24 protein-coding genes are annotated in these 22,299 nt (G+C 55.6%); 16 read left to right on the forward strand and 8 right to left on the reverse strand.

Annotated features, from left to right (window positions below; translation table 11 throughout):
• The first annotated feature begins 38 nt into the window (after nt 1–38).
• The 3 genes from flhB to PGR79_RS20785 are packed head-to-tail and all read left to right on the forward strand — an operon-like array spanning nt 39 to nt 3,665.
• Nucleotides 39–1,190 (forward strand): flagellar biosynthesis protein FlhB, encoded by a 1,152-nt coding sequence (gene flhB / locus PGR79_RS20775; RefSeq protein ID WP_063410449.1) that lies wholly within the window; start codon nt 39–41, stop codon nt 1,188–1,190.
• The gene (gene flhA / locus PGR79_RS20780; protein WP_113374264.1) at nt 1,183–3,261 is read left to right on the forward strand and encodes a flagellar biosynthesis protein FlhA; all 2,079 of its coding nucleotides are present in this window, start codon (nt 1,183–1,185) and stop codon (nt 3,259–3,261) included. Before flhB ends, flhA begins: the two co-directional genes overlap by 8 nt.
• Complete coding sequence (locus PGR79_RS20785; protein ID WP_045397788.1) at nt 3,261–3,665, forward strand: flagellar protein FlhE; 405 nt, start codon at nt 3,261–3,263, stop codon at nt 3,663–3,665. Before flhA ends, PGR79_RS20785 begins: the two co-directional genes overlap by 1 nt.
• Before the next feature lie 223 nt (nt 3,666–3,888).
• Here the strand turns inward: PGR79_RS20785 and PGR79_RS20790 are convergent, their stop codons facing one another.
• The 3 genes from PGR79_RS20790 to flgA all read right to left on the reverse strand — a co-directional run bounded on the left by PGR79_RS20790 (nt 3,889) and on the right by flgA (nt 5,363).
• Nucleotides 3,889–4,323: a flagella synthesis protein FlgN gene (locus PGR79_RS20790; RefSeq protein WP_162750210.1), complete on the reverse strand. Its 435-nt coding sequence runs from the start codon at nt 4,321–4,323 to the stop codon at nt 3,889–3,891.
• A gap of 2 nt (nt 4,324–4,325) precedes the next feature.
• On the reverse strand, nt 4,326–4,649 hold the full coding sequence (gene flgM / locus PGR79_RS20795; protein ID WP_430922438.1) for a flagellar biosynthesis anti-sigma factor FlgM: 324 nt from the start codon (nt 4,647–4,649) through the stop codon (nt 4,326–4,328).
• A 63-nt stretch (nt 4,650–4,712) separates the two neighbouring features.
• Complete coding sequence (flgA, locus tag PGR79_RS20800) at nt 4,713–5,363, reverse strand: flagellar basal body P-ring formation chaperone FlgA (protein WP_113374263.1); 651 nt, start codon at nt 5,361–5,363, stop codon at nt 4,713–4,715.
• A gap of 159 nt (nt 5,364–5,522) precedes the next feature.
• Here flgA and flgB point away from each other — a divergent pair, with 159 nt between their 5' ends.
• The 12 genes from flgB (at nt 5,523) to PGR79_RS20860 (ending at nt 16,137) form a co-directional block, all read left to right on the forward strand.
• Nucleotides 5,523–5,936, forward strand: a complete 414-nt coding sequence (gene flgB / locus PGR79_RS20805; RefSeq protein WP_015367330.1) for a flagellar basal body rod protein FlgB — start codon at nt 5,523–5,525, stop codon at nt 5,934–5,936.
• A 5-nt stretch (nt 5,937–5,941) separates the two neighbouring features.
• Nucleotides 5,942–6,346, forward strand: coding sequence for a flagellar basal body rod protein FlgC (flgC, locus tag PGR79_RS20810; protein ID WP_015367329.1), 405 nt, complete (start codon nt 5,942–5,944; stop codon nt 6,344–6,346).
• Between the two features lie 12 nt (nt 6,347–6,358).
• A complete protein-coding gene (gene flgD / locus PGR79_RS20815) occupies nt 6,359–7,036 on the forward strand; it encodes a flagellar hook assembly protein FlgD (RefSeq protein ID WP_113374262.1) in 678 nt (225 codons plus the stop codon).
• Between the two features lie 44 nt (nt 7,037–7,080).
• Complete coding sequence (gene flgE / locus PGR79_RS20820) at nt 7,081–8,295, forward strand: flagellar hook protein FlgE (RefSeq protein WP_015367327.1); 1,215 nt, start codon at nt 7,081–7,083, stop codon at nt 8,293–8,295.
• 12 nt (nt 8,296–8,307) lie between these two features.
• Nucleotides 8,308–9,063: a flagellar basal body rod protein FlgF gene (locus PGR79_RS20825; protein WP_015704934.1), complete on the forward strand. Its 756-nt coding sequence runs from the start codon at nt 8,308–8,310 to the stop codon at nt 9,061–9,063.
• A gap of 34 nt (nt 9,064–9,097) precedes the next feature.
• Nucleotides 9,098–9,880 carry a flagellar basal-body rod protein FlgG gene (gene flgG / locus PGR79_RS20830; protein WP_015367325.1) on the forward strand — a complete coding sequence of 261 codons (783 nt, stop codon included), beginning with the start codon at nt 9,098–9,100 and terminating at the stop codon, nt 9,878–9,880.
• Nucleotides 9,881–9,962: 82 nt separating this feature from the next.
• A complete protein-coding gene (gene flgH, locus PGR79_RS20835; protein WP_015367324.1) occupies nt 9,963–10,664 on the forward strand; it encodes a flagellar basal body L-ring protein FlgH in 702 nt (233 codons plus the stop codon).
• A gap of 39 nt (nt 10,665–10,703) precedes the next feature.
• Nucleotides 10,704–11,804, forward strand: a complete 1,101-nt coding sequence (locus PGR79_RS20840) for a flagellar basal body P-ring protein FlgI (protein WP_015367323.1) — start codon at nt 10,704–10,706, stop codon at nt 11,802–11,804.
• Nucleotides 11,804–12,748 (forward strand): flagellar assembly peptidoglycan hydrolase FlgJ, encoded by a 945-nt coding sequence (gene flgJ, locus PGR79_RS20845; RefSeq protein ID WP_113374261.1) that lies wholly within the window; start codon nt 11,804–11,806, stop codon nt 12,746–12,748. The genes PGR79_RS20840 and flgJ overlap by 1 nt, the downstream gene beginning before the upstream one ends.
• 182 nt (nt 12,749–12,930) lie before the next feature.
• Complete coding sequence (gene flgK / locus PGR79_RS20850) at nt 12,931–14,580, forward strand: flagellar hook-associated protein FlgK (protein ID WP_430922441.1); 1,650 nt, start codon at nt 12,931–12,933, stop codon at nt 14,578–14,580.
• Nucleotides 14,581–14,601: 21 nt separating this feature from the next.
• Entirely contained in the window at nt 14,602–15,561 is a 960-nt protein-coding gene (gene flgL, locus PGR79_RS20855) for a flagellar hook-associated protein FlgL (RefSeq protein WP_087858101.1), read from the forward strand.
• 189 nt (nt 15,562–15,750) lie between these two features.
• A complete protein-coding gene (locus PGR79_RS20860) occupies nt 15,751–16,137 on the forward strand; it encodes a VOC family protein (protein ID WP_087858100.1) in 387 nt (128 codons plus the stop codon).
• A 55-nt stretch (nt 16,138–16,192) separates the two neighbouring features.
• On the opposite strand, the gene PGR79_RS20865 is transcribed toward PGR79_RS20860, so the two are convergent.
• On the reverse strand, nt 16,193–16,591 hold the full coding sequence (locus PGR79_RS20865; RefSeq protein ID WP_113374260.1) for a helix-turn-helix domain-containing protein: 399 nt from the start codon (nt 16,589–16,591) through the stop codon (nt 16,193–16,195).
• 74 nt (nt 16,592–16,665) lie between these two features.
• Here PGR79_RS20865 and PGR79_RS20870 point away from each other — a divergent pair, with 74 nt between their 5' ends.
• The gene (locus tag PGR79_RS20870; RefSeq protein WP_113374259.1) at nt 16,666–17,163 is read left to right on the forward strand and encodes a DUF2938 domain-containing protein; all 498 of its coding nucleotides are present in this window, start codon (nt 16,666–16,668) and stop codon (nt 17,161–17,163) included.
• Nucleotides 17,164–17,343: 180 nt separating this feature from the next.
• On the opposite strand, the gene PGR79_RS20875 is transcribed toward PGR79_RS20870, so the two are convergent.
• From PGR79_RS20875 to PGR79_RS20890, 4 genes are all read right to left on the reverse strand, one after another.
• Entirely contained in the window at nt 17,344–18,189 is an 846-nt protein-coding gene (locus PGR79_RS20875; RefSeq protein ID WP_113374258.1) for a hypothetical protein, read from the reverse strand.
• A 368-nt stretch (nt 18,190–18,557) separates the two neighbouring features.
• On the reverse strand, nt 18,558–18,998 hold the full coding sequence (locus PGR79_RS20880) for a hypothetical protein (protein ID WP_087858096.1): 441 nt from the start codon (nt 18,996–18,998) through the stop codon (nt 18,558–18,560).
• Nucleotides 18,999–20,029: 1,031 nt separating this feature from the next.
• Complete coding sequence (locus PGR79_RS20885) at nt 20,030–20,650, reverse strand: LysE family translocator (protein ID WP_087858095.1); 621 nt, start codon at nt 20,648–20,650, stop codon at nt 20,030–20,032.
• 121 nt (nt 20,651–20,771) lie between these two features.
• Nucleotides 20,772–22,118 carry an amidohydrolase gene (locus PGR79_RS20890; RefSeq protein WP_113374257.1) on the reverse strand — a complete coding sequence of 449 codons (1,347 nt, stop codon included), beginning with the start codon at nt 22,116–22,118 and terminating at the stop codon, nt 20,772–20,774.
• Nucleotides 22,119–22,299 lie beyond the last annotated feature (181 nt).

The following is a 22,299-nucleotide window of genomic DNA, read 5'->3' on the forward strand; positions in this document are numbered from 1 at the left end:
CCGCCATTCTTTACCCTCCCGACACAGGAACTGCAGGCTTGGCCGAAGACAGCGATCTGGAAAAAAGCGAGGCCCCCACCGCGCACCGGTTGGAGAAGGCGCGTGAAGAGGGCCAGATCCCGCGCTCGCGCGAGCTGACCTCGGTGCTGATGCTGGTGGCCGGGCTCGCCATTATCCTGATGTCCGGCAGCAATATCACTCGCCAACTGGCGGAGATGCTGACGCAGGGTCTGCATTTCGACCACGGAATGGTCAGCAATGACAAACAAATGCTGCGCCAGCTGGGAATGCTGCTGCGTCAGGCGGTGCTGGCATTGCTGCCGGTAATGGCCGGGTTGGTGCTGGTGGCGCTGGCCGCGCCGATGCTGCTTGGCGGCATTTTATTCAGCGCCAAGTCGCTCAAATTCGATCTTAAACGGCTGAATCCGCTTTCTGGTCTGAAACGCATGTTCTCCACCCAGGTGCTGGCGGAGCTGTTAAAAGGGATCCTCAAAGCCACGCTGGTCGGCTGGGTAACCGGGCTGTACCTGTGGCACAACTGGGCGGCGATGCTGCATCTGATGACCCAACAGCCGCTCGACGCGCTGGCCAATGCGCTGCAGATGATCCTCTATTGCGGATTTCTGGTGGTGCTCGGATTGACGCCGATGGTGGCATTTGACGTTTTTTATCAGCTGTGGAGCCACTTCAAAAAGCTGAAGATGACCAAACAGGATATTCGCGACGAATTCAAAGATCAGGAAGGCGACCCGCATGTTAAAGGGCGGATCCGCCAACAGCAGCGGGCGATTGCCCAGCGACGGATGATGGCCGATGTGCCGAAAGCGGACGTGATAGTCACTAACCCGACCCACTATGCCGTGGCCCTACAGTACAACGATAAAAAAATGAGCGCGCCGAAGGTGCTGGCTAAAGGGGCGGGGGAGATTGCGCTGCGCATTCGCGAACTGGGAGCGCAACACCGTATCCCGATGCTCGAAGCGCCGCCGCTGGCCCGCGCGCTCTATCGCCATAGCGAGATCGGCCAGCATATTCCCGCCACCCTCTATGCCGCGGTCGCCGAAGTGCTGGCCTGGGTTTATCAGCTGCGCCGCTGGCGGCGCGAGGGCGGTCTGATCCCGAAAAAACCTCAACGTTTACCGGTGCCGGAAGCACTGGATTTTGCAAAAGAGAGTGACTCTGATGGCTAATTTGGCCTCCCTGCTGCGTTTGCCAGGGAATGTTAAAGATACACAATGGCAGGTTCTGGCAGGCCCAATCTTGATCCTGCTGATTTTGTCGATGATGGTGCTGCCGCTGCCGGCGTTTATTCTCGACCTGCTTTTCACCTTCAATATCGCGTTGTCGATTATGGTGCTGCTGGTGGCGATGTTTACCCAGCGCACGCTGGACTTCGCCGCGTTTCCGACCATTCTGCTGTTCTCGACGCTACTGCGCCTGTCGCTCAACGTCGCCTCGACGCGCATCATTTTGATGGAAGGGCACACCGGGGCCGCCGCCGCGGGGCGGGTCGTGGAGGCCTTCGGTCACTTCCTGGTCGGCGGTAATTTCGCCATCGGTATCGTGGTGTTTATCATTCTCGTACTGATCAACTTCATGGTTATCACCAAAGGCGCCGGGCGTATCGCCGAAGTGGGGGCGCGTTTCGTGCTCGACGGCATGCCGGGTAAGCAAATGGCGATCGATGCCGACATGAACGCCGGGCTTATCGGCGAAGAAGAGGCGAAAAAACGCCGCGCCGAAGTCACGCAGGAAGCCGATTTCTACGGTTCGATGGACGGCGCCAGCAAGTTTGTCCGCGGCGACGCCATCGCCGGGTTAATGATTATGGTGATTAACGTGGTCGGCGGACTGCTGGTCGGCGTGGTGCAGCACGGTATGGAGCTGGGCGCGGCGGCGGAAAGCTACACCTTGCTGACCATCGGCGACGGGCTGGTGGCGCAAATCCCGGCGCTGGTGATCTCTACCGCCGCCGGGGTCATCGTTACCCGGGTGGCGACCGATCAGGATGTCGGCGAACAGATGGTCGGCCAGCTATTCAATAACCCAAAGGTCATGCTGCTGTGTGCCGCGGTACTTGGGCTGCTGGGGCTGGTGCCCGGGATGCCGAACCTGGTTTTCCTGCTGTTTACCGCCGCGCTGCTCGGGCTGGCCTGGTGGCTGCGCGGGCGCGAAAAACAGGCGCCGAAAGCCGCCGACGAACCCATCGTGCAGGAGAATACCCAGGCAGCGGAAGCCAGCTGGGCCGATGTCCAGTTGGAAGATCCGCTGGGTATGGAAGTGGGCTACCGGCTAATCCCGATGGTCGATTTTCAGCAAAATGGCGAGCTGCTGGGGCGAATCCGCGGGATCCGCAAGAAATTCGCCCAGGAGATGGGATATCTGCCGCCGGTGGTGCATATTCGCGATAACCTCGAACTGGCGCCCGCCCGCTACCGCATTCTGATGAAAGGCGTGGAAATCGGCAGCGGCGAAGCGCAGCCTGGGCGCTGGCTGGCGATTAACCCCGGCAATGCCATCGGCGAGCTGGCGGGGGATAAAACCATCGATCCGGCCTTCGGTCTGGAGGCGGTGTGGATCGATAGCGCGTTGCGCGAGCAGGCGCAAATCCAGGGCTATACGGTGGTGGAGGCCAGTACGGTGGTGGCAACCCATCTCAACCACCTCATCGGCCAGTTCGCCAGCGAACTGTTTGGCCGCCAGGAGACGCAGCAACTGCTCGACCGCGTGTCGCAGGAGATGCCGAAGCTGACCGAAGATTTCGTACCGGGCGTGGTGTCGCTGACCACGCTGCATAAGGTGTTGCAGAACCTGCTGGCCGAGCGGGTATCGATCCGCGATATGCGTACCATTATCGAGACGCTGGCGGAGCATGCGCCGACGCAAAGCGATCCTTACGAGCTGACCACCGTCGTGCGCGTGGCGCTGGGGCGGGCCATTGCCCAGCAGTGGTTCCCCGGCAACGGCGAAATTCAGGTTATCGGCCTGGATACCCAACTGGAACGACTGCTGCTACAGGCGCTGCAGGGAGGCGGCGGTCTCGAACCGGGGCTTGCCGACCGCCTGCTTGAGCAGGCGCGGCAGGCGCTGCAGCGCCAGGAGATGCTCAGCGCGCCGCCGGTGCTGCTGGTTAACCACGCGCTGCGCCCGCTACTGGCGCGCTTCCTGCGTCGTAGCCTGCCGCAGATGGCGGTGCTTTCCAACCTGGAGATCAACGACGATCGCCAGATTCGCATGACCTCAACCATTGGAGAGGCCTGATGACGCGCTTTCTTCCTTTATTGTGCCTTTTATTGCCGGTTGCCGCCGGCGCGGCGTCGGGCTCATGGATTGCCGAAGGGCCCGGCGTCACTCTTGAACAGGGCGGGATGAGTGATTCTTCCGCCGCGCTGCTGCCGCCCAATACGCTACCCGGCGGCAATGCGCGAATCGAGACCGTTAGCTGGCGCTATCGTCTGCTGTCAGCGGAGCCGGCGGGGCTGCAGGTGCATTTGTGTAGCCTGAATCGCTGTATTCCGCTGACCAGCGCCAGCGGTACCAGCCACGCGTTGGCAGGCGAGGCGGCAGAAGGGCCGCTGCGGTTTGTCTATTCCGTACAGACCCGCGGTCCGTTAAACCCGCCGCTGCGGGCGATTGCCAATCAGGTTATCGTTAATTATCAGTAGTCGCGGGGGAAAGTTTTGTATTAATACAGACCGTAGGCCGGATAAGGCGCAGCCGCCATCCGGCGCGAAAATGGCTCGTTACCCGCGGTTATTGCCCGGCGGCGCTACGCTTGCGCGGGCCTACAGATCACATGCCGGCGTAGGTCAGGTAAGCGTAGCGCCACCTGACAAAAAACGGCGCTACGGGTAACCGTCGCCATTGGGGAAATACAGAGAAAGGAATTCAGACGCCGATTTTACGGCCCAGCAGACTCGCGGTGCGCGACTGGCCATCCGGCCCGTACAGCGATTTATTATTCTTGCTAAGAATTGCCAGCGCCTGCTGGTTATGGGCGATCTGTTGATTGAGCAACAGGCCGTTATGCTGATTCTTTTCACGCAGGCTCTGGCTTAACTGTTGGATCTGCCGCCAGCTTTCGCCGAAGCTTTCATGGCCGGGGTAAGGCGCGCGTAGCGCAAGGTTAGCTTCCAGCGCCGGACGCTGTTGTTCAAGCCAGGCTACCGTCGCCAGCAGTTGACTCTTGCTATCGGTGACGCGCTGCAGCGCTACGCCGGGCAGTTCATCCGCACACAGCAACTGTTGCTCTTGCGCCAGCACGTCATCCAGCGCCCGCAGGGTTTCCGCCAGTTTATCCAGCAGAGTGCGTAATCTGTCCATCATCAGGCCTTATCTGTTTTGCTACCGGCAAGGCGCTGGATATCGTTGTGCGCATACTGCAGCAGGGCGTCGGCGATTTTGCCCGCGTCCATTTTCAGTTCGCCGCTACGAATCGCCTGTTTGATGGCCTCGACCCGGTTCATATCAATATCCTGGGTGCCTGGCTGCATCAGCCGCGCCTGCGCATCGCTCAGTTTCACTTTGGTGGCGCTAACGGCGGTTTCCGCCGCGGTGGCCTTGCGCGGCTGAAGCGGGTTGTCGGCCGGGGTTTCACGCGGCTGCACCGTGGAAACCGGCTGTAACCGCTGGGTGCGATCGATACTCATGGTCCATCTCCAAAATGGGTTTCTAATGGGGTTATCGGCAGGGGCTGGCAAACCTTTACTTTTTTATAACGTAATACGGATGGCGCCATCCTCCCCGGCGATACCGCTGACGATTTTGCCGGAAACCATGCGCACGCGCACGCTATCTTCGGCTGCCGCGTTATTCATTGCTTTACCGGAACCGCTGATGCTAAAGCCATCGCCCTCGGCCATGACCTGTACCGGCTGACCGGCTTTGATCACCCAAGCGCGACGCAGCATCGACAGCGTCAGCGGTTGGCCTGGGCTGATATTTCGCAGCGTCACGGCGCCCAGCGCTTTCTTGCTGTCGGTCAGCGTACGCGGCGGCAGGGTATCGAGCCTGCCTGATTTTAGCACTACATCCGCCGAGGTCAGCGGCGTTCCGCCGCTAATACCGCGCGCCGCCGTCAGATAACGGCCAAATACCTGCACCTGGGTCTGAATAAACCGCCGCTCCTGCCCGCAGCGGGCAGAGACGCTGATATTGCCGCCGATTCGCGCATTGGGCGGCAGCGACAGCTGCGGTAATTCACACGGCGGCCACTGGGCGGGCGGCGTGCGCACCAGCACTTTCACCTGCACGGCATTATCGTTGAATTTGCTTTTAATGAAGCTTTCGATTTGCGTCGCCAGCGTGTCGGCGCGGGCGCTCAGGCTGCACAGCAGGCCGACCAGCAGGATTTTACTTTTCATCGCGTTCCCCTCACGCCACCCGGAAAGGGGTTAAGTGTAACGGCTGCCCCGAGGGACTAAACAGATAAATAGCGCCCCATTTTGCCCCTATTCCCGCGATAGGTTGGCGCAGGGGGCGTTTATGCTGTCGGCTCCAAATTCTAACCTTGCGGAGGGAGCATGCTCGACAAACTGGACGCTGCTCTGCGTTTTGGCCAGGAGGCGCTGAACCTGCGCGCCCAGCGCCAGGAAATACTGGCCGCCAATATCGCCAACGCAGACACGCCGGGCTATCAGGCGCGGGATATCGATTTCGCCAGCCAACTGAATAAAGTCCTGCAACAGGGGCGGGTAAACGGCAACGGCATGGCGCTTAACCTGACGGCGGCGCGCCATATTCCGGCGCAAACCATGCAGCCGCCGGAGCTGGATCTGCTGTTCCGGGTGCCGGACCAGCCGTCGATGGACGGCAACACGGTGGACATGGATCGCGAACGCACCAACTTCGCTGACAACAGCCTGAAATATCAGACCGACCTGACGCTGCTCAACGGTCAGATCAAAGGGATGATGTCGGTGCTGCAACAAGGATAAGGCGAATGTCTTTACTCAATATTTTTGATATCTCCGGCTCGGCGCTCTCGGCCCAGTCGCAGCGGATGAACGTCAGCGCCAGCAATATGGCCAACGCCGATAGCGTCACCGGCCCGGATGGCGAACCCTATCGCGCGAAGCAGGTGGTGTTCGAAGTGGCCGCGGCGCCAGGGCAGCAGACCGGCGGCGTGCGCGTCTCGCAGGTGGTCGATGACCCGGCGCCCGCGCGGATGGTTTATCAACCGGGCAACCCGTTGGCTGATGCTAAGGGTTATGTGCGGATGCCGAACGTCGATGTGGTGAGTGAAATGGTTAACACCATCTCCGCCTCCCGCAGCTATCAGGCCAACGTCGAAGTGCTCAACACCACTAAGTCGATGATGATGAAAACCCTGACATTGGGTCAGTAACCGGAGATCCCGATGGCTATCGCCGCAACCACCAATGAATCGACCAATAACGCGGTTCTTGATTCCGCCAGCAAAAGCAGCACCAGTCAGGATCTGCATAACAGCTTCCTGACGTTGCTGGTGGCGCAGTTGAAAAATCAGGACCCGACCAACCCGATGCAGAACAACGAGCTGACCTCGCAGCTGGCGCAGATTAATACCGTACAAGGCATCGAAAAACTCAACACCACCCTTGGCGCGATCTCCGGGCAGATCAACAGCAACCAGTCGCTGCAGGCCAGCGCGCTGATCGGCCACGGCGTGATGGTACCGGGTAATAACATTCTGGTCGGCAGCAAAGAAGGCCAGGTCAGCACCACGCCGTTTGGCGTCGAGCTGGAACGGGCCGCCGATCGGGTGACGGCAACCATCACCAACGCCAACGGCCAGGTGGTGCGGACCATTGAGATTGGCGGCCTCACCGCCGGTGTGCACGCCTTCACCTGGGACGGCTCGCTGGATGATGGTACCGCCGCGCCGGACGGTGCCTATAAAGTGGCGATTAACGCCAAGGGCAACGGCGAGCAGTTGGTGGCGCGCAGCCTGCATTTCGGCATGGTTAACGGCGTGATTAACGACAGCAACGGCGCGAAGCTGGATCTCGGCCTGGCCGGTAACGCCAGCCTCGAGGAAGTGCGGCAGATCCTGTAATTCGCACCTGATTTTATCGATATCCTCAATATTTGGAGAGTAACATGGCCTTTTCTCAGGCAGTCAGCGGCTTAAATGCGGCGGCCACCAATCTCGACGTGATTGGCAACAATATCGCTAACTCCGCGACCGCGGGTTTTAAATCCGGCAGCGTGTCGTTCGCCGATATGTTCGCCGGTTCGCAGGTCGGGCTGGGGGTTAAAGTTTCCGGGATCACCCAGAACTTTAAAGGCGGCACCACTACCGGCACCAGCCGCGCGCTGGATGTGGCGATTAACGGCAACGGCTTCTTCCGCATGCAGGATAAAGACGGCGGTATTTTCTATACCCGCAACGGTCAGTTTAAGCTGGACGAAAACCGCAATCTGACCAATATGCAGGGGCTGCAGCTTACCGGCTATCCGGCCGCCGGCACGCCGCCGACCATTCAGCAGGGCGCCAACCCGGTACCGCTGAGCATACCGGAAGGGATGATGAACGCCAAAGCGTCGACTTCCGGTGAAATGGTCGCCAACCTGAAGTCGACGCATAAAGTGCCGGAGAACAAGACCTTCGACCCGGCGAAGCAGGATAGCTACAACTACGTCAACACCATCACCGCCTACGATTCGCTGGGTAACGCCCACAACATCAACGCCTATTTCGTGAAAACCGACGATAACAAATGGCAGGTCTATACCCAGGACGGCAGCGCGGCTGCGGTCAGCGCGGGCACCATGGAGTTCAATACCAGCGGCAACCTGGTGAGCGTTAACGGCCAGGCGGGCGAGTTCAGCATGACCATTCCGATGAGCGCGAAAGACGGCGCACCGGCGCAGAACTTCACGCTTAGCTTCGCCGGGAGTATGCAGCAGAACGTCGGTAGCGATTCGGTGAGTAAAGTGGCGCAGGATGGTTATGCCGCCGGCGAATACACCAACTTCCAGATTAACGATGACGGTACCGTCGTCGGTATCTACTCCAACCAGCAGACCCAGGTCCTGGGGCAGATTGTGATGGCCAACTTCTCCAACCCGGAAGGTCTGGCGTCGCAGGGCGATAACGTCTGGCAGGAGACCGGCGCGTCCGGCCAGCCACGCGTGGGACTCTCCGGCGGCGGCGGTTTTGGCAAACTGACCAGCGGCGCGCTGGAATCGTCCAACGTCGACCTGAGCCAGGAGCTGGTGAACATGATTGTCGCCCAGCGTAACTATCAGTCCAACGCCCAGACCATCAAGACGCAGGATTCGATCCTGCAGACGCTGGTCAGCCTGCGCTAACGGAACTGAGTTATGGATCACGCGATTTATACCGCGATGGGCGCCGCGCGCCAGACGCTGGAGCAACAGTCGATTACCGCCAACAATCTCGCCAACGCCTCGACGCCGGGCTTTCGCGCCCAGCTCGCCGCGCTACGCGCGGTGCCGGTTGACGGGCCGAGCCTCGCCACCCGCACGCTGGTGGCGGCCTCGACGCCGGGCGCCGATATGAGCCAGGGGGCGCTGAACTACACCGGGCGCCCGCTGGATGTGGCGCTGCAGCAGGACGGTTTTCTGGCACTCAGCCTGCCGGGCGGCGGCGAAGCCTATACCCGCAACGGCAGCATTCAGGTTTCAGCTAACGGTCAGTTGACGGTGCAGGGAATGCCGCTGCAGGGCGACGGCGGGCCGATTGAGGTACCGCCATCGGCGGAAATCACTATCGCCGCCGACGGCACCATTTCGGCGCTGAATCCCGGCGACCCGCCGAACACCATCGCGCAAATTGGCCGCCTGAAGCTGGTGAAAGCCGACGCGCGCGAAGTAATGCGCGGCGATGACGGCCTGTTCCGCCTGACCCCGGAAACCCAGCAGCGCCGCGGCAACTTGTTGGCTAACGACCCGCAGGTGCGGGTCATGCCCGGCGTGCTGGAGGGCAGTAACGTCAAGCCGATGGAGACCATGGTCGATATGATCGCCAACGCCCGTCGCTTTGAAATGCAAATGAAGGTCATCCACAGCGTGGATGAGAACGAACAGCGGGCGAATTCTCTGCTGTCAGTAAGCTGATAGCCAGTCGGCCCGCGGCCAAAGGAAATAACCAATGATTCCCTCTTTATGGATTGCGAAAACCGGTCTTGATGCGCAGCAGACCAATATGGACGTGATCGCCAACAACCTGGCGAACGTCAGCACCAACGGTTTTAAACGCCAGCGCGCGGTGTTTGAAGATCTGCTGTATCAGACCATGCGCCAGCCGGGGGCGCAGTCCTCCGAGCAGACCACGCTGCCTTCCGGCCTGCAGATCGGTACCGGCGTGCGCCCGGTCGCCACCGAGCGTCTGCATAGCCAGGGCAACCTGTCGCAGACCAACAACAGCAAAGACGTGGCGATTAAAGGCCAGGGCTTCTTCCAGGTGCTGCTGCCGGACGGCAGCCAGGCTTACACCCGCGACGGCTCGTTCCAGATCGATCAGAACGGCCAACTGGTGACCGCCAGCGGCTTCCAGGTGCAGCCGGCGATCACTATTCCGGCCAACGCGTTGACCATTACCATCGCCCGCGATGGCATCGTGAGCGTCACCCAGCAGGGTCAGACTGCCGCCCAGCAGGTCGGGCAACTGACGTTAACCACCTTTATTAACGACAGCGGCCTTGAAAGCGTGGGCGAGAACCTCTACCAGGAAACTGAGAGCTCCGGCGCGCCGAATGAGAGCACACCGGGCCTGAACGGCGCCGGTATGCTCTACCAGGGTTATGTGGAGACCTCTAACGTCAACGTGGCGGAAGAGCTCGTTAATATGATCCAGACCCAGCGCGCCTATGAGATCAACAGCAAAGCGGTTTCGACGTCGGATCAGATGCTGCAGAAACTGACCCAGCTGTAATGTTTGATGACGGGCGTCGCCTGCCGCGCCCGTCGCTTTTTTGGTGTAACAAAGGCGATACCCCGTGGTAACCACACATTCGATGGCCACCCTGCCGCGCCAGGGACAACGCTTGCTGGCGGGCATGGTGATGCTGACGCTGAGCGGCTGCGCGTACATTCCGCATAAACCGTTGGTCGATGGTTCGACCTCGGCGCAGCCCGCGCCGCCGACCGCGCCGGTACCGAACGGCTCAATTTTTCAGGCTGCGCAGCCGATGAACTACGGCTATCAGCCGCTGTTCGAAGACCGCCGCCCGCGCAATGTTGGCGACACGTTGACTATTGTGCTGCAGGAAAACGTCAGCGCCAGCAAGAGTTCTTCCGCCAATGCCAGCCGTAACGGTTCCAGCAAGTTTGGCGTCGCCACCGCGCCGCGCTACTTAGACGGCCTGCTGGGCAACGCCCGTGCCGATATGGATATTTCCGGCGATAACAGTTTCGGCGGTAAAGGCGGGGCGAACGCCAATAACACCTTCAACGGCACCATTACCGTCACCGTTAATCAGGTGTTGAGCAACGGCAACCTGCACGTGGTGGGGGAAAAACAGATCGCCATTAACCAGGGCACCGAGTTCATCCGCTTCTCCGGGGTGGTTAACCCGCGCACCATCAGCGGTAGCAACTCGGTTACCTCAACGCAGGTGGCGGACGCGCGCATCGAGTATGTCGGCAACGGCTACATCAATGAAGCGCAGACGATGGGCTGGCTGCAGCGGTTCTTCCTCAACGTCTCCCCATACTAATGAGCGGGCCATTTGCGCTGTTACTGAAAAGAGATTCACATGGTTAAAAAACTCATCATTGCGCTATTAATCGGCGCGGCCAGCTTACCGGCGACGGCGGAGCGTATTCGCGATCTGGTGACGGTACAGGGCGTGCGAGATAACGCCTTAATCGGCTACGGCCTGGTGGTGGGGCTCGACGGCTCCGGCGACCAGACCATGCAAACGCCGTTTACCACCCAAAGCCTGAGCAACATGCTATCGCAGCTCGGTATTACCGTGCCGCCGGGCACCAACATGCAGCTTAAGAACGTCGCCGCGGTGATGGTCACGGCGAAGCTGCCGCCTTTCGCGCGCGCGGGGCAGAATATCGATGTGGTGGTCTCATCAATGGGCAACGCCAAAAGCCTGCGCGGCGGGACCTTGCTGATGACGCCGCTCAAAGGGGTGGATAACCAGGTTTATGCGCTGGCGCAGGGCAACGTGCTGGTGGGCGGCGCCGGCGCGGCGGCGGGCGGCAGCAGCGTACAGGTCAATCAGTTGGCTGGCGGACGCATCAGCAACGGCGCCACCATCGAGCGCGAACTGCCGACCACGTTCGGCAGCGGTGGGGTGCTCAACCTGCAGCTCAATGATGAAGATTTCACCCTCGCGCAGCAGATTAGCGATGCGATTAACCGCCAGCGCGGCGGCGGCACCGCATCGCCGCTCGATGCGCGTACCATTCAGGTACTGGTGCCGCAGGGCAATAGCTCGCAGGTGCGTTTCCTCGCCGAGATCCAGAATATCAACGTTAACGTTGGCGCCATGGACGCCAAAGTGATCATCAACTCGCGTACCGGTTCGGTGGTGATGAATCGCGAGGTGATCCTTGATTCCTGCGCGGTGGCTCAGGGCAACCTGTCGGTGGTGGTCGATAGACAAACCAGCGTCAGCCAGCCGACGACGCCGTTTGGCGGCGGCCAGACGGTGGTAACGCCAAATACCCAGATTTCAATGCAGCAGCAGGGCGGTTCACTGCAGAAAATCAACGCCAGCGCCAACCTCAACAACGTGGTGCGCGCGCTGAACGCGCTGGGAGCGACGCCAATCGACCTGATGTCGATTCTGCAAGCCATGCAAAGCGCCGGCTGCCTGCGCGCCAAACTGGAAATTATCTAATGGCCAGCGATGTTATGGCGATGTCGGGCGCCGCCTATGACGCCCAGGCGCTGAACAGCCTGAAGCGCGATGCCGCCGCCGATCCGCAGGGCAACCTCAAGCAGGTGGCGCAGCAGGTCGAAGGCATGTTTGTACAGATGATGCTAAAGAGCATGCGCGCCGCGCTACCACAGGATGGCGTACTCAGCAGCGACCAGACCCGGCTCTACACCTCGATGTACGATCAGCAGATTGCTCAGCAGATGTCGCAAAAGGGATTAGGGCTGGCCGACATGATGGTCAAGCAGATGAGCAACGCCAACGCGGTCCCCAGCGAAACGGCGGGCACCGCGCCGATGGCGCTGGATAATGAGGTGCTGCAGACGCTGCCGAATCAGGCGCTGGAGCAGATGATCCGCCGGGCGGTGCCGAAAGCGCCGCCGGTCGCCGCGCCGCTATCGCTCAACAACGGCAATTTCGTTGCCCGTCTGTCAATGCCGGCGCGCGCCGCCAGTGAGCGCAGCGGGATCCCGCATCAGCTGATTGTCGCCCAGGCGGCGCTGGAATCCGGCTGGGGGCAGCGCGAAATCCCGACCGCCGACGGCTCGCCGAGCTACAACCTGTTTGGTATTAAAGCCGGGGGCAACTGGAAGGGGCCGGTTACCGAGATCACCACCACTGAGTTTGAACAGGGGGTGGCGAAGAAGGTGAAGGCCAAATTCCGCGTCTACGATTCGTACTTCTCGGCGATTGCTGATTACGTCAAGCTGCTGACCAACAACCCGCGCTATGCCTCGGTTGCCGAAGCGTCCACTCCGGAGCAGGCGGCGCACGAGCTGCAGCGCGCGGGCTACGCCACCGACCCGCAATACGCCAGCAAGCTGGTCAGCGTGATTCAGCAGATGAAGCACGCCGGGGCGCAGGCGGTGAAAGCCTATGCCGCGGATATTAACGATCTGTTCTAGGTTCGAAGGTCGCGCCTTCTCCGGGCTACCAAATCGCACAGCGCGTAGGCCGGATAAGCGTAGCGCCATCCGGCATAAAAGCGGTTGCGGAATTTTGCAGGCAGATTTACTCAAGTTTTTACTTCTCTGACCGATAACAAGGGCAAGCTGAGCGAATTGACTTGGCAGCATAAGGAACCCTGATGTCCAATAGCTTAATCAATACGGCGATGAGCGGACTGAATGCGGCGCAGGTGGCGCTCAGTACCGTCAGCAACAATATCTCTAACTACAACGTGGCGGGTTATAACCGGCAGACGGCGATTCTGGCCCAAAACGGTGGCCTGGCCACCATGAACGGTTTTATCGGTAACGGCGTGACCGTGACCAGCGTGAACCGCGAATATAACCAGTTCATCACCAACCAGTTGCGCGGCGCGCAGAGCGCGGCCGGTTCGCAGAACGCCTACTACGAAAAGATTTCGCAGATCGATAACCTGCTGGCCAGCAAAACTAATACCCTCTCGGGGAGCCTGCAGGATTTTTTCACCAATTTGCAGAACCTGGTGAACAACGCCGGTGACGACGCGGCGCGACAGACGGTACTGGGTAAGGCTAACGGCCTGGTCAACCAGTTTAATAATACCGATAAATATCTGCGCGACATGGACAGCGGCGTTAATCAGCAGATTAACGACACCGCCCAGCAGATTAACAGCTATAGCCAGCAGATTGCCCGTCTTAACGATGAGATTACCCGCCTGCGCGGCAGCGCCAGCGGCGAACCGAACGCGCTGCTCGATCAGCGCGATCAGCTGGTCAGCGAACTCAACCAACTGGTGGGCGTTCAGGTAACCCAGCAGGACGGCGACGCCTATACCGTCTCCTTCGCCAACGGCCTGACCCTGGTGCAGGGCAACAACAGCTATCAGGTGGAAGCGATCCCTTCCAGCAGCGATCCTTCGCGCCTGACTCTCGGCTATAACCGCGGCAGTGGCGCCAGCGAAGTACCGGAAGGGCAAATCACCAGCGGCAGCCTGAGCGGCGTGCTGCGTTTTCGCAGCGAGACGCTGGACGGCGTGCGCAATCAGCTTGGGCAACTGGCGCTGGCGATGGCCGATAGCTTTAACCAACAGCACCGCGAGGGCTTCGATCTCAACGGTGAGCAGGGGGGCGATTTCTTCAGCTTCAGCGGCGCGCGGGTGGTTGATAATACGCGCAATACCGGAGATGCCTCGCTGTCGGTCTCGTATACCGATACCAGCAAGGTAAAAGCCAACGACTACCGCGTGGAGTATGACGGCGCCAACTGGCAGGTCAGCCGTCTGCCGGACAACGTCAAAGTCAACGCCACCGCCGGTAAAGATGCAGACGGTAACCCGACGCTGAGCTTTGATGGTCTCGAAGTCAGCATTGATGGCAACCCGCAGCAGAAAGATAGCTTTACGGTGAAGCCGGTCAGCGACGTGGCGGGCAACCTGAAAGTGGCGATTACCGATTCAGCGAAAATCGCCGCCGCCGGTAAAGATGACAGCGGCCGCGGCGATAACGATAACGCTAAAAAACTGCTCGATCTGCAGACCAAAAACCTGGTGGATGGCAAAGCGACGCTTAGCGGCGCCTACGCCGGGATCGTCAGCGGCGTGGGCAACCAGACCGCCGCCGCGAAGGTGAGCAGCGAATCGCAGTCCAGTATCGTCACCCAACTGGCCCGTCAACAGCAGTCGCTCTCCGGGGTAAACCTCGACGAAGAGTATGGCGAGCTCCTGCGTTTCCAGCAGTACTACATGGCGAACGCCCAGGTGATCCAGACCGCCAGCTCGCTGTTCGACGCGCTGCTGAATATTCGTTGATTGTATTGAGGAACTGACAGCATGCGCATGAGCACCAGCATGATGTACCAACAGAACATGACCGGCATCACCGGCAATCAGTCGCTGTTTATGAAGGCCGCCGAGCAGCTTTCAACCGGCAAGAAGGTGATTAATCCCTCCGACGATCCGCTGGCGGCATCGCGCGCGGTGATGCTGTCGCAATCACAGGCCGAGAACAATCAGTACACCCTGGCGCGTACTTTCGCCCGCCAGAGCGTATCGATGGAAGAGACCGTGCTTTCCGGAGCCACCTCGACGATTTCTGATATCAAGGCGCTGATCGTTAACGCCGGCGGCACCGAGAGCGATAACGACCGCGATTCGCTGGCGACCCAGCTACAGGGGCTGAAGGATCAACTGCTGAACCAGGCCAACAGTACCGACGGCAACGGACGCTACCTGTTTGGCGGCTATGAGAATGATAAGCCGCCGTTTGTCGATACCAACGGCAAGATTAGCTATCAGGGCGGCGATAAAACCGTTGAACAGAAGGTTGACGCCAACCGTACGATGACCATCGGCCATACCGGTAATTCGGTATTTATGGCGCTGACCAGCAATCCGAAGCCAGAGCCGGACGGCAGCGCGCCGGTCGCCGATGTGTTCGCCAGTATCGATATTGCGCTGGAAGCGTTGAAAACGCCGCTGCAGGGGGCCGATGACGCCACCAAACAGCAGGTGAACGATGCGCTGGCGAAGGCCAATCGCGGCCTCGATAACTCCTACAACAAGGTATTGAGCGTGCGCGCCGAGCTGGGCAACCAGCTGCAGGAAATGGATCAGCTCGATAGCATCGGTAAAGAGCGTGATATGACCAACCAGCTGCAGATGAGCGCCCTGACCGATGCTGACCTGGCGGAATCTATCTCTTCTTATTTTATGCAGCAGGCGGCGCTGCAGGCATCTTATAAAACTTTCAGCGATATGCAGGGCATGTCTCTGTTTCAGATGAATCGCTAATCACGAATAACCACTTTTCATTTAGCACCTTGGCACCACATCCCGTTCTCTCTGTGTACGCGGGGTGAGGTGCCCTTTTTTTATCAGGTGGAAGTGGGGGGCTCTCAGCGACAAATTCACCACCTCATAGCGTGTAAACTCAAACCGGATCCCAACCTTCACACCATATCCTCTCAAGGAGAATTCCGGATGTTTACTCATATGCGTATCGCCAAACCCGTCACCGATCTTGCAAGGTCCTGTTTGATGTACTGTCAAGGATTGGGCTTACACAAAATTGCTGAATTCAACGATCACGATGGTTTTAATGGAATAATGTTAGGGCGAGAGGGATTGGGCTGGCATATAGAATTCACCTGGTGCCAATATCATCCAGTACAACCCTTGCAGACGGAGGAGGATCTACTCGTGCTGTATTACCCGGATAAGAAAGGGTGGTTAGATGCTTGCGCCAGAATGCGCGAAGCAGGCTTTAACTTGACGAATTCTTTTAACCCTTATTGGGATATCAATGGCCAAACGTTCGTTGATCCAGATGGCTACAGGGTGGTACTCCAGAACAAGGCGTGGCGATAATGGTTTGCGCCTCAATGCGCTAATTCTCATCAATCAAGCCATAGTGCTGGAGTGTTTATTTAAACAATCTTATGCCCTTTGCCACAATTTTTTTAAATTCAGGGCATTGCATATGTTCCGACGCAGTACAGCGGGCAGCGTGTTTTAGCCCCTGACTTAACAGCTGTAATCGGCGAATGGTGTTATCAATCTCCTTCGCGCGCTGCTCAAGGCGTTGGTGATCAATCGCTATCTTGCCGTCAGCGTTAACTATCTCGGCTATCTCCGCAAGCGAAAAACCGGCGGCCTGTCCCAGCACGATCAGTTCCAGCTTACTCAAGACATTTTCATGGTACTGCCTTCGCAGACCATGGCGACCGATCGGCTTGATTAAGCCTTTCTTTTCATAAAACCGCAGCGCTGAAGGCGCAATGCCGGAAAGCGCCGCGACCTCGCTGATATCCAGTTCTTTCATGATTGACTTGAACCTCGCTTTAAGTTGCACACTCGTCGACAGAGTAGCATTGACGCATAAAAAGGAAGAAGAAATTGAATATCATGGTTGTTGTGCAAATTTTAGTAACGGGGATCGGCGCGACGTTAGTCATGGATTTATGGTCGCTCTTTCAGAAGCATATACTCAAAATTGCGCCGTTGAACTATGCGCTGGTCGGTCGCTGGGCGTTATGGCTTTCGCGGGGGAAAGTGCGACATAACACCATCACCGCAACCCCTCCGCAACACGGAGAGCGTTTTACCGGCTGGTTATGCCATTATTTAATCGGTATCGCTTTTGCGGCTGTACCGTTTATGTTGAGCGGCGCCGATTGGTTTTATGCCCCCACTCTGGCGACAGCGCTGCTGTCAGGGGTCGTAACCTTATTCGCGCCGTTCTTGATCCTGCAGCCCGCATTTGGTTTTGGCGTCGCGGCCTCACGGACTCCCCGACCGTGGCTGGCGCGTTCGCTGAGCCTGCTCGCGCACCTGGCCTATGGCATTGGGCTGTATCTGGCGGCGAGTGTACTTTCATGGTGCTCATTACTTTGATAGGTATTTGCTGGTACACGTTTTACCGTCAGCGAATGCTGGTATAGCAGGCATATCGCAGCAGACTCTTTTTACACGCCGGAGACGTGCTTTATGTAAAAACAAGAGTAGGCAAATAATGCCTACTCTCTTATAGTCTTTTAAATAAGTCAATCATCTCCCTTGATTGGGTAAATAGGCTTATTCTGACTTTTTGTATTGATAAGATGCAGAAGGGGATGAGTTATTAAATATCCCGTCAAAGTATGAATCTGTATCTTTAATTGATTTTCCTTCATATTTATCCAGAAAATCATCAACTGCCGCCTTAAACTTATCATTGCTCATGTATTCTTCAATTTTAAATGTCCCGCCGATTGTGTTTACACCAAAATTAAGGTTGACTTCATTATATGAAGCACAGGATGTAGATATTTTCTTTTGCTCCTGGCTAAAGTAAGTTCCATATACAAGAAAGCTAGGTTTGTAAAATACGTTACCGCTTTGATCTTTGAATAAATCATGAGTAGAATATGCATATAAATAATTATAGGCAGCTTGCGTTTTACTCATTTGTGCACTGAGGCCGTCACCAAATCCCTTCAGGAAATTTGCGAAGGCTGTAACATCGCCTGCTATAACGTTACATGCAAAGTTAATTACACTTTTGGCAATCTCAATACCTTGTACTGACGTATTTAAACTTCTGTCACCTGAAACAGGATCTGTGAAAAACGCATTAGTAAGATGCTTAGTGACTTCTTGCCATTGCTCGAAATTATACTTGTCGGTGCTACTGGGTGCCTTTTTATTAACAGCTGCACTGGCTACACCTACGAAGCGTTCCATTAATAAACGGCCTACTTTGACCTGTTCCTTCAACGCTTCTGGAGCATCATTAAATTGATATGTTTGATATTGAACAGCGCCCTCCTTAGAAAGCCCTTGAACAAGCGGAAGATCCTCTGAAAGAATCTCAGCATCTTTTAAATCATAAATTTTTCTGAAATATTCATGTGCCGACTGTACTGCATTTTCATTGAACATAGCAAACTCCTATAATATTGTTTTTCCTAAACATCAAATGAAATCAACATGAAAACATTTGATTTAGGTTAGATGTAGATGATGATATAACCTTACATGACAAGTTATTTGTTAAATTACTAGCCATATAGTTTGAGCCTTCGCTTATGCTGAAAATGAAACACTCGAATTAAAAATAATCACATTAATTATATATGTTTATAAGCATATTACATCTTTCAGTAATGCATATCCCCTCCGTAATTAGTGAAGTGTTTTTTTTGAATTGATAGTAGATACACATTAGAGTCCAATCATGATAACCCGTGGCATATATCTACCCATCATTTGTTCTATACCAACAAATGCAGTTCTTTTAAGACCGCGAGTTATTGTCCATGAACACTTAACTCTGGGGGGTTAACATAAATAACCCATGTCCCTTTGATATTCGCTAAGCTAATGTTACTGATTAAACAATGATTCGGATTCTTTGGTAGCGGGTCTGATTCAATTTTGGCATTTTTATTTATTAAAGTTGAGGCTTTAGTCGCTCCAGCTTTTTTCCAGATGCTCTTTCGGGTCTTATCCGAGCCTATTAACTCATTTACTAAATCCTGGTTCGCGCCAGAGTCTTTTCGGGAGCAAAGAGCCGAAACATTTTGCAAATTATCAGGGTATCCATCCTGATTTTCATAATTCTCATCCATATTTGCGGCGCCGTAACGAACAACTAACGCACCTTTCGGTACTTTTTCGCTTGCGTAAGTCGTTGTTGACATAATGAAGATAATGCCAGCTATAACATACAGAATATTAGATGTTCTCATTTAAACCTCTTCATTTTAAATTTATTAGTTTATAGATGTGTTGTGGTTGTTTTTATCATAAAGCAGAGTTGAAACATCCACGGTAGACATTACATGTTTTTTTTGATTAAAAATACTTAAATGAAAAACCTCTCTCGTTATGACTGTTATAGGAATGCTGATCTAAGAGATGTACCATATTTATTAAGACGCATACCTGCACCATTGATTAATATCAATAGCGGTTTTTTTTTAATGCAGCAGATGACTCGCATTTAACAGCAAGTGTCTTTACCTTGATTGGTAATCATCTATCCATTGAATCGCCTAATGCAAAAGTTTAGGTTCATTACTTTTTTATACAACTCGTTTAGTATTTAGAGTTACAAAGCATTGCTTATTTAAGCCGTTGAATTTCAAGGGGGCTAAAAAGCATTGAATTGTGTGGTGTATATACATAACTAGTTGATGCAGAGTGCATTTGTCGGCTCTGATGGTTGCAGGATTTCATATTGCACAAATAAGATGTTAATCTCGGAATAATCTAATATTCGATCTAATAAACTATTTGTCTATTTTTATAAGGATAATGTGCTGCATGTGATTCAATTGCTCTTCTTTGTTAGGTAAATCTGGTATGAGTTAAGTGGTCCCTTGCTGTTACCCCTGCTCTTAAATATGCATGTACAACCATTAAATCCTCTGCAATATGATGTTCATAAATGGTTTCAGAGCGTGAATGGACGACCCTGCGCTACTCACTTCTTGACCTTATCGGTATTTGGCGTGATTCAGTCACTTAAAGCAGGTGATTTTACGTTATGGATCTTCGCGCAGTTCAGATATCAGGAAGGTCAGAGTCGATAACATAAAAAAAACCCTGAACCATCAAGCACATATCATGGGAAATTTTCCAGCCTGATGTTAAGCGCAGGAGTCTGCGCTAAGAGGACGGGTGAATAGGCATGGCTTCGGCAGTTCCAGCTTCCGTTTCTCGCGTAAAGCATCTCTCCCGAGCGATGCCAGAGATGGGCATCATTTATCGGCTAGGATTATCTCGAACTGATAGCCAGTTTAGCCGCAAAACACAAAAATAAACCGCCGGTTGCTCTGTCCATGATGCTAACAACGCTGCTTTTTTTCAGGATGGTTGAAGCAAAATGCGTGGATAAGATAAGCGTCACTGACCAGAGAGTGCCAATCGTGACGTGAATGCTGACCAGGATAAATGTCCATAGTAAAGGGGAGTGCCCGGCAGGAATAAACTGAGGCAAAAACGAGATATAGAATATGCCCATTTTGGGGTTAAGCACATTCCCAAGCATCCCTCTGATAAACCAGTTGTTGTGTGAAGCTACGCTGCCATTATCGTGGTTGAAAGACGAACGAGGCCGCATCAGAAGCTGTATGCCAAGCCAGCTCAGATAGGCGGCTCCGCCGATTTTCAGAATCGTGTAAGCCAACGTTGAAACCGCCAGCAGGGCGCCGAGGCCCAGTGCAACAATCGCTCCCCAGATGAAACAACCAGTATCAATGCCCAGCGCCGCTTGAAATGCTTTTTTACCACCTTCAGCACAGGCGGTGCGCAAAATGAGTGCCGTGTCCAGGCCGGGAGTCAGGGTAAGCAAAAGCGCAGCAAGGGAAAAAGCGAGAAGTGAATCGGTAACAGACATTTTCTTTATCCGAAAGAGCGGATGCTACCCGATTATTGCTAACCGTTCAATCTCATGCCGGGGTGATCCGCTGCGGGCCGCCAGAAAATGCGATCGGCCCGCAGTAGATTGTCCCCTGAACTCAGATTTTCTGCGGTATCGCGCTCTTACCGTCACGACCAATAATAATTCCGTCTTTCAATACCAGCTTGCGCGGCGGCGTGTATAACACCGCTGCCGGTACGTCGCTGGCTTCCAGCACCACCAGGTTGGCGGCGTTACCTTCCTTCAGATGTTCCAGCCCGTGGTTCGGCAGATTAATATGCTGGGCCGGAATACGCGTTATCATCTCGAAGGGGCGCATCAGCGGCGCATCTGCACGGTAATTGGCGCTGTAGGCGAACGTTTTCGCACGTTGTAGCTGATCGCCATCTCCCCAGGGGGACCACATATCCTGAATATTGTCGTTCGCCGCAGCGTAGAGAATTCCGGCATCCAATAGTGGTTCGATAGGCGGGAATGCGACATTGCCCGGAGCCGTGCCGATAACGCGGACGCCTAAGTCAGCCATGTCGGCCAGAACGGCGTTCAGTTCGCTTTCGGATATTTGTCCGAGTGAAAACGCGTGCGAGAGAGTGATTTTATCCTTCATCCCCAGCGCCTTGCCGCGAACAATAATCTCTTTGATGGAAGCCAGCCCCATCTGACCCGGCTCGTGCAAATGAATATCGATCGGCTTACCGGTCTTTTCCGCCAGGGTAAAGAGGACATCAAGGTGGCCTTTGCGGTCGTTATCAAAACCCTGCGGGTCGAGGCCGCCGATGTATTCCACGCCCATATCCAGCGCCTGAGCCATGTAATCCGCAACGCCTGGCGATTTAATAATCCCTGATTGCGGAAAAGCGACGAACTCCATGCTCATGTAGCCCTTAAAATCCTCACGAATGCGCATCAGGGCTTCAACGTCGGACAGCTTAGTAAGCGGGTCGATGTCGATATGGCTTCGCAGATGCGTCGTTCCCATTGCCGCCATCTGCCGTACAAGGTTGGAGCCATAAAGGTAGGGGTCATGTTTAAGCTCTACGCGCAGTTTGCGTTCGTTGGCCGCTCGTTCCGCTACGCTGGCGGTGGCGATATGGTGTAGACGCTCCGGCGCGCCGAAGCGCGTTTTGTCGAGGTGGACGTGGGTATCAATGAAAGAGGGTAACAGCAGACAACCCGTGCAATCTATCGATTGCGCATTCGCGGCGGATAAGGCGTGGCCCGTACGGGCTATTTTGCCTTCGGCAATCAGGACATCCGTTGGCGCGCTTGCCGTTCCAATAACGATGTTCTTTAGCAAAATCGGCGACGCTGACGCAGGCAGCTTCGGCTTATTGTCGGCCGCCTGCGCTGGCGCATTTTGCGCAAACGCACGTCCACTCGCTACGGCCATTAGCGCGCTGCTGGCAATGGCGCTGCCGATAAGCGATCTCCGGGATATCATCATCTTAATTGACTCCTTATTTTATTATTGCCCTGAACGCGGAAAATAACCCGCTCACTGAATAGCACAGGTATTTGTGTATGCGTTAGTAGCACCCATTCGTCAAATGCGTGATTTGTTTTTGTGAGGCGAGAGGGCTAAAACAGCATAGTAACAATGGGTTACTAACTTCCCGTGGAGGAAA

It is taken from the genome of Klebsiella sp. 141161 (assembly GCF_050600815.1).
Lineage (GTDB): Bacteria > Pseudomonadota > Gammaproteobacteria > Enterobacterales > Enterobacteriaceae > Klebsiella > Klebsiella aerogenes.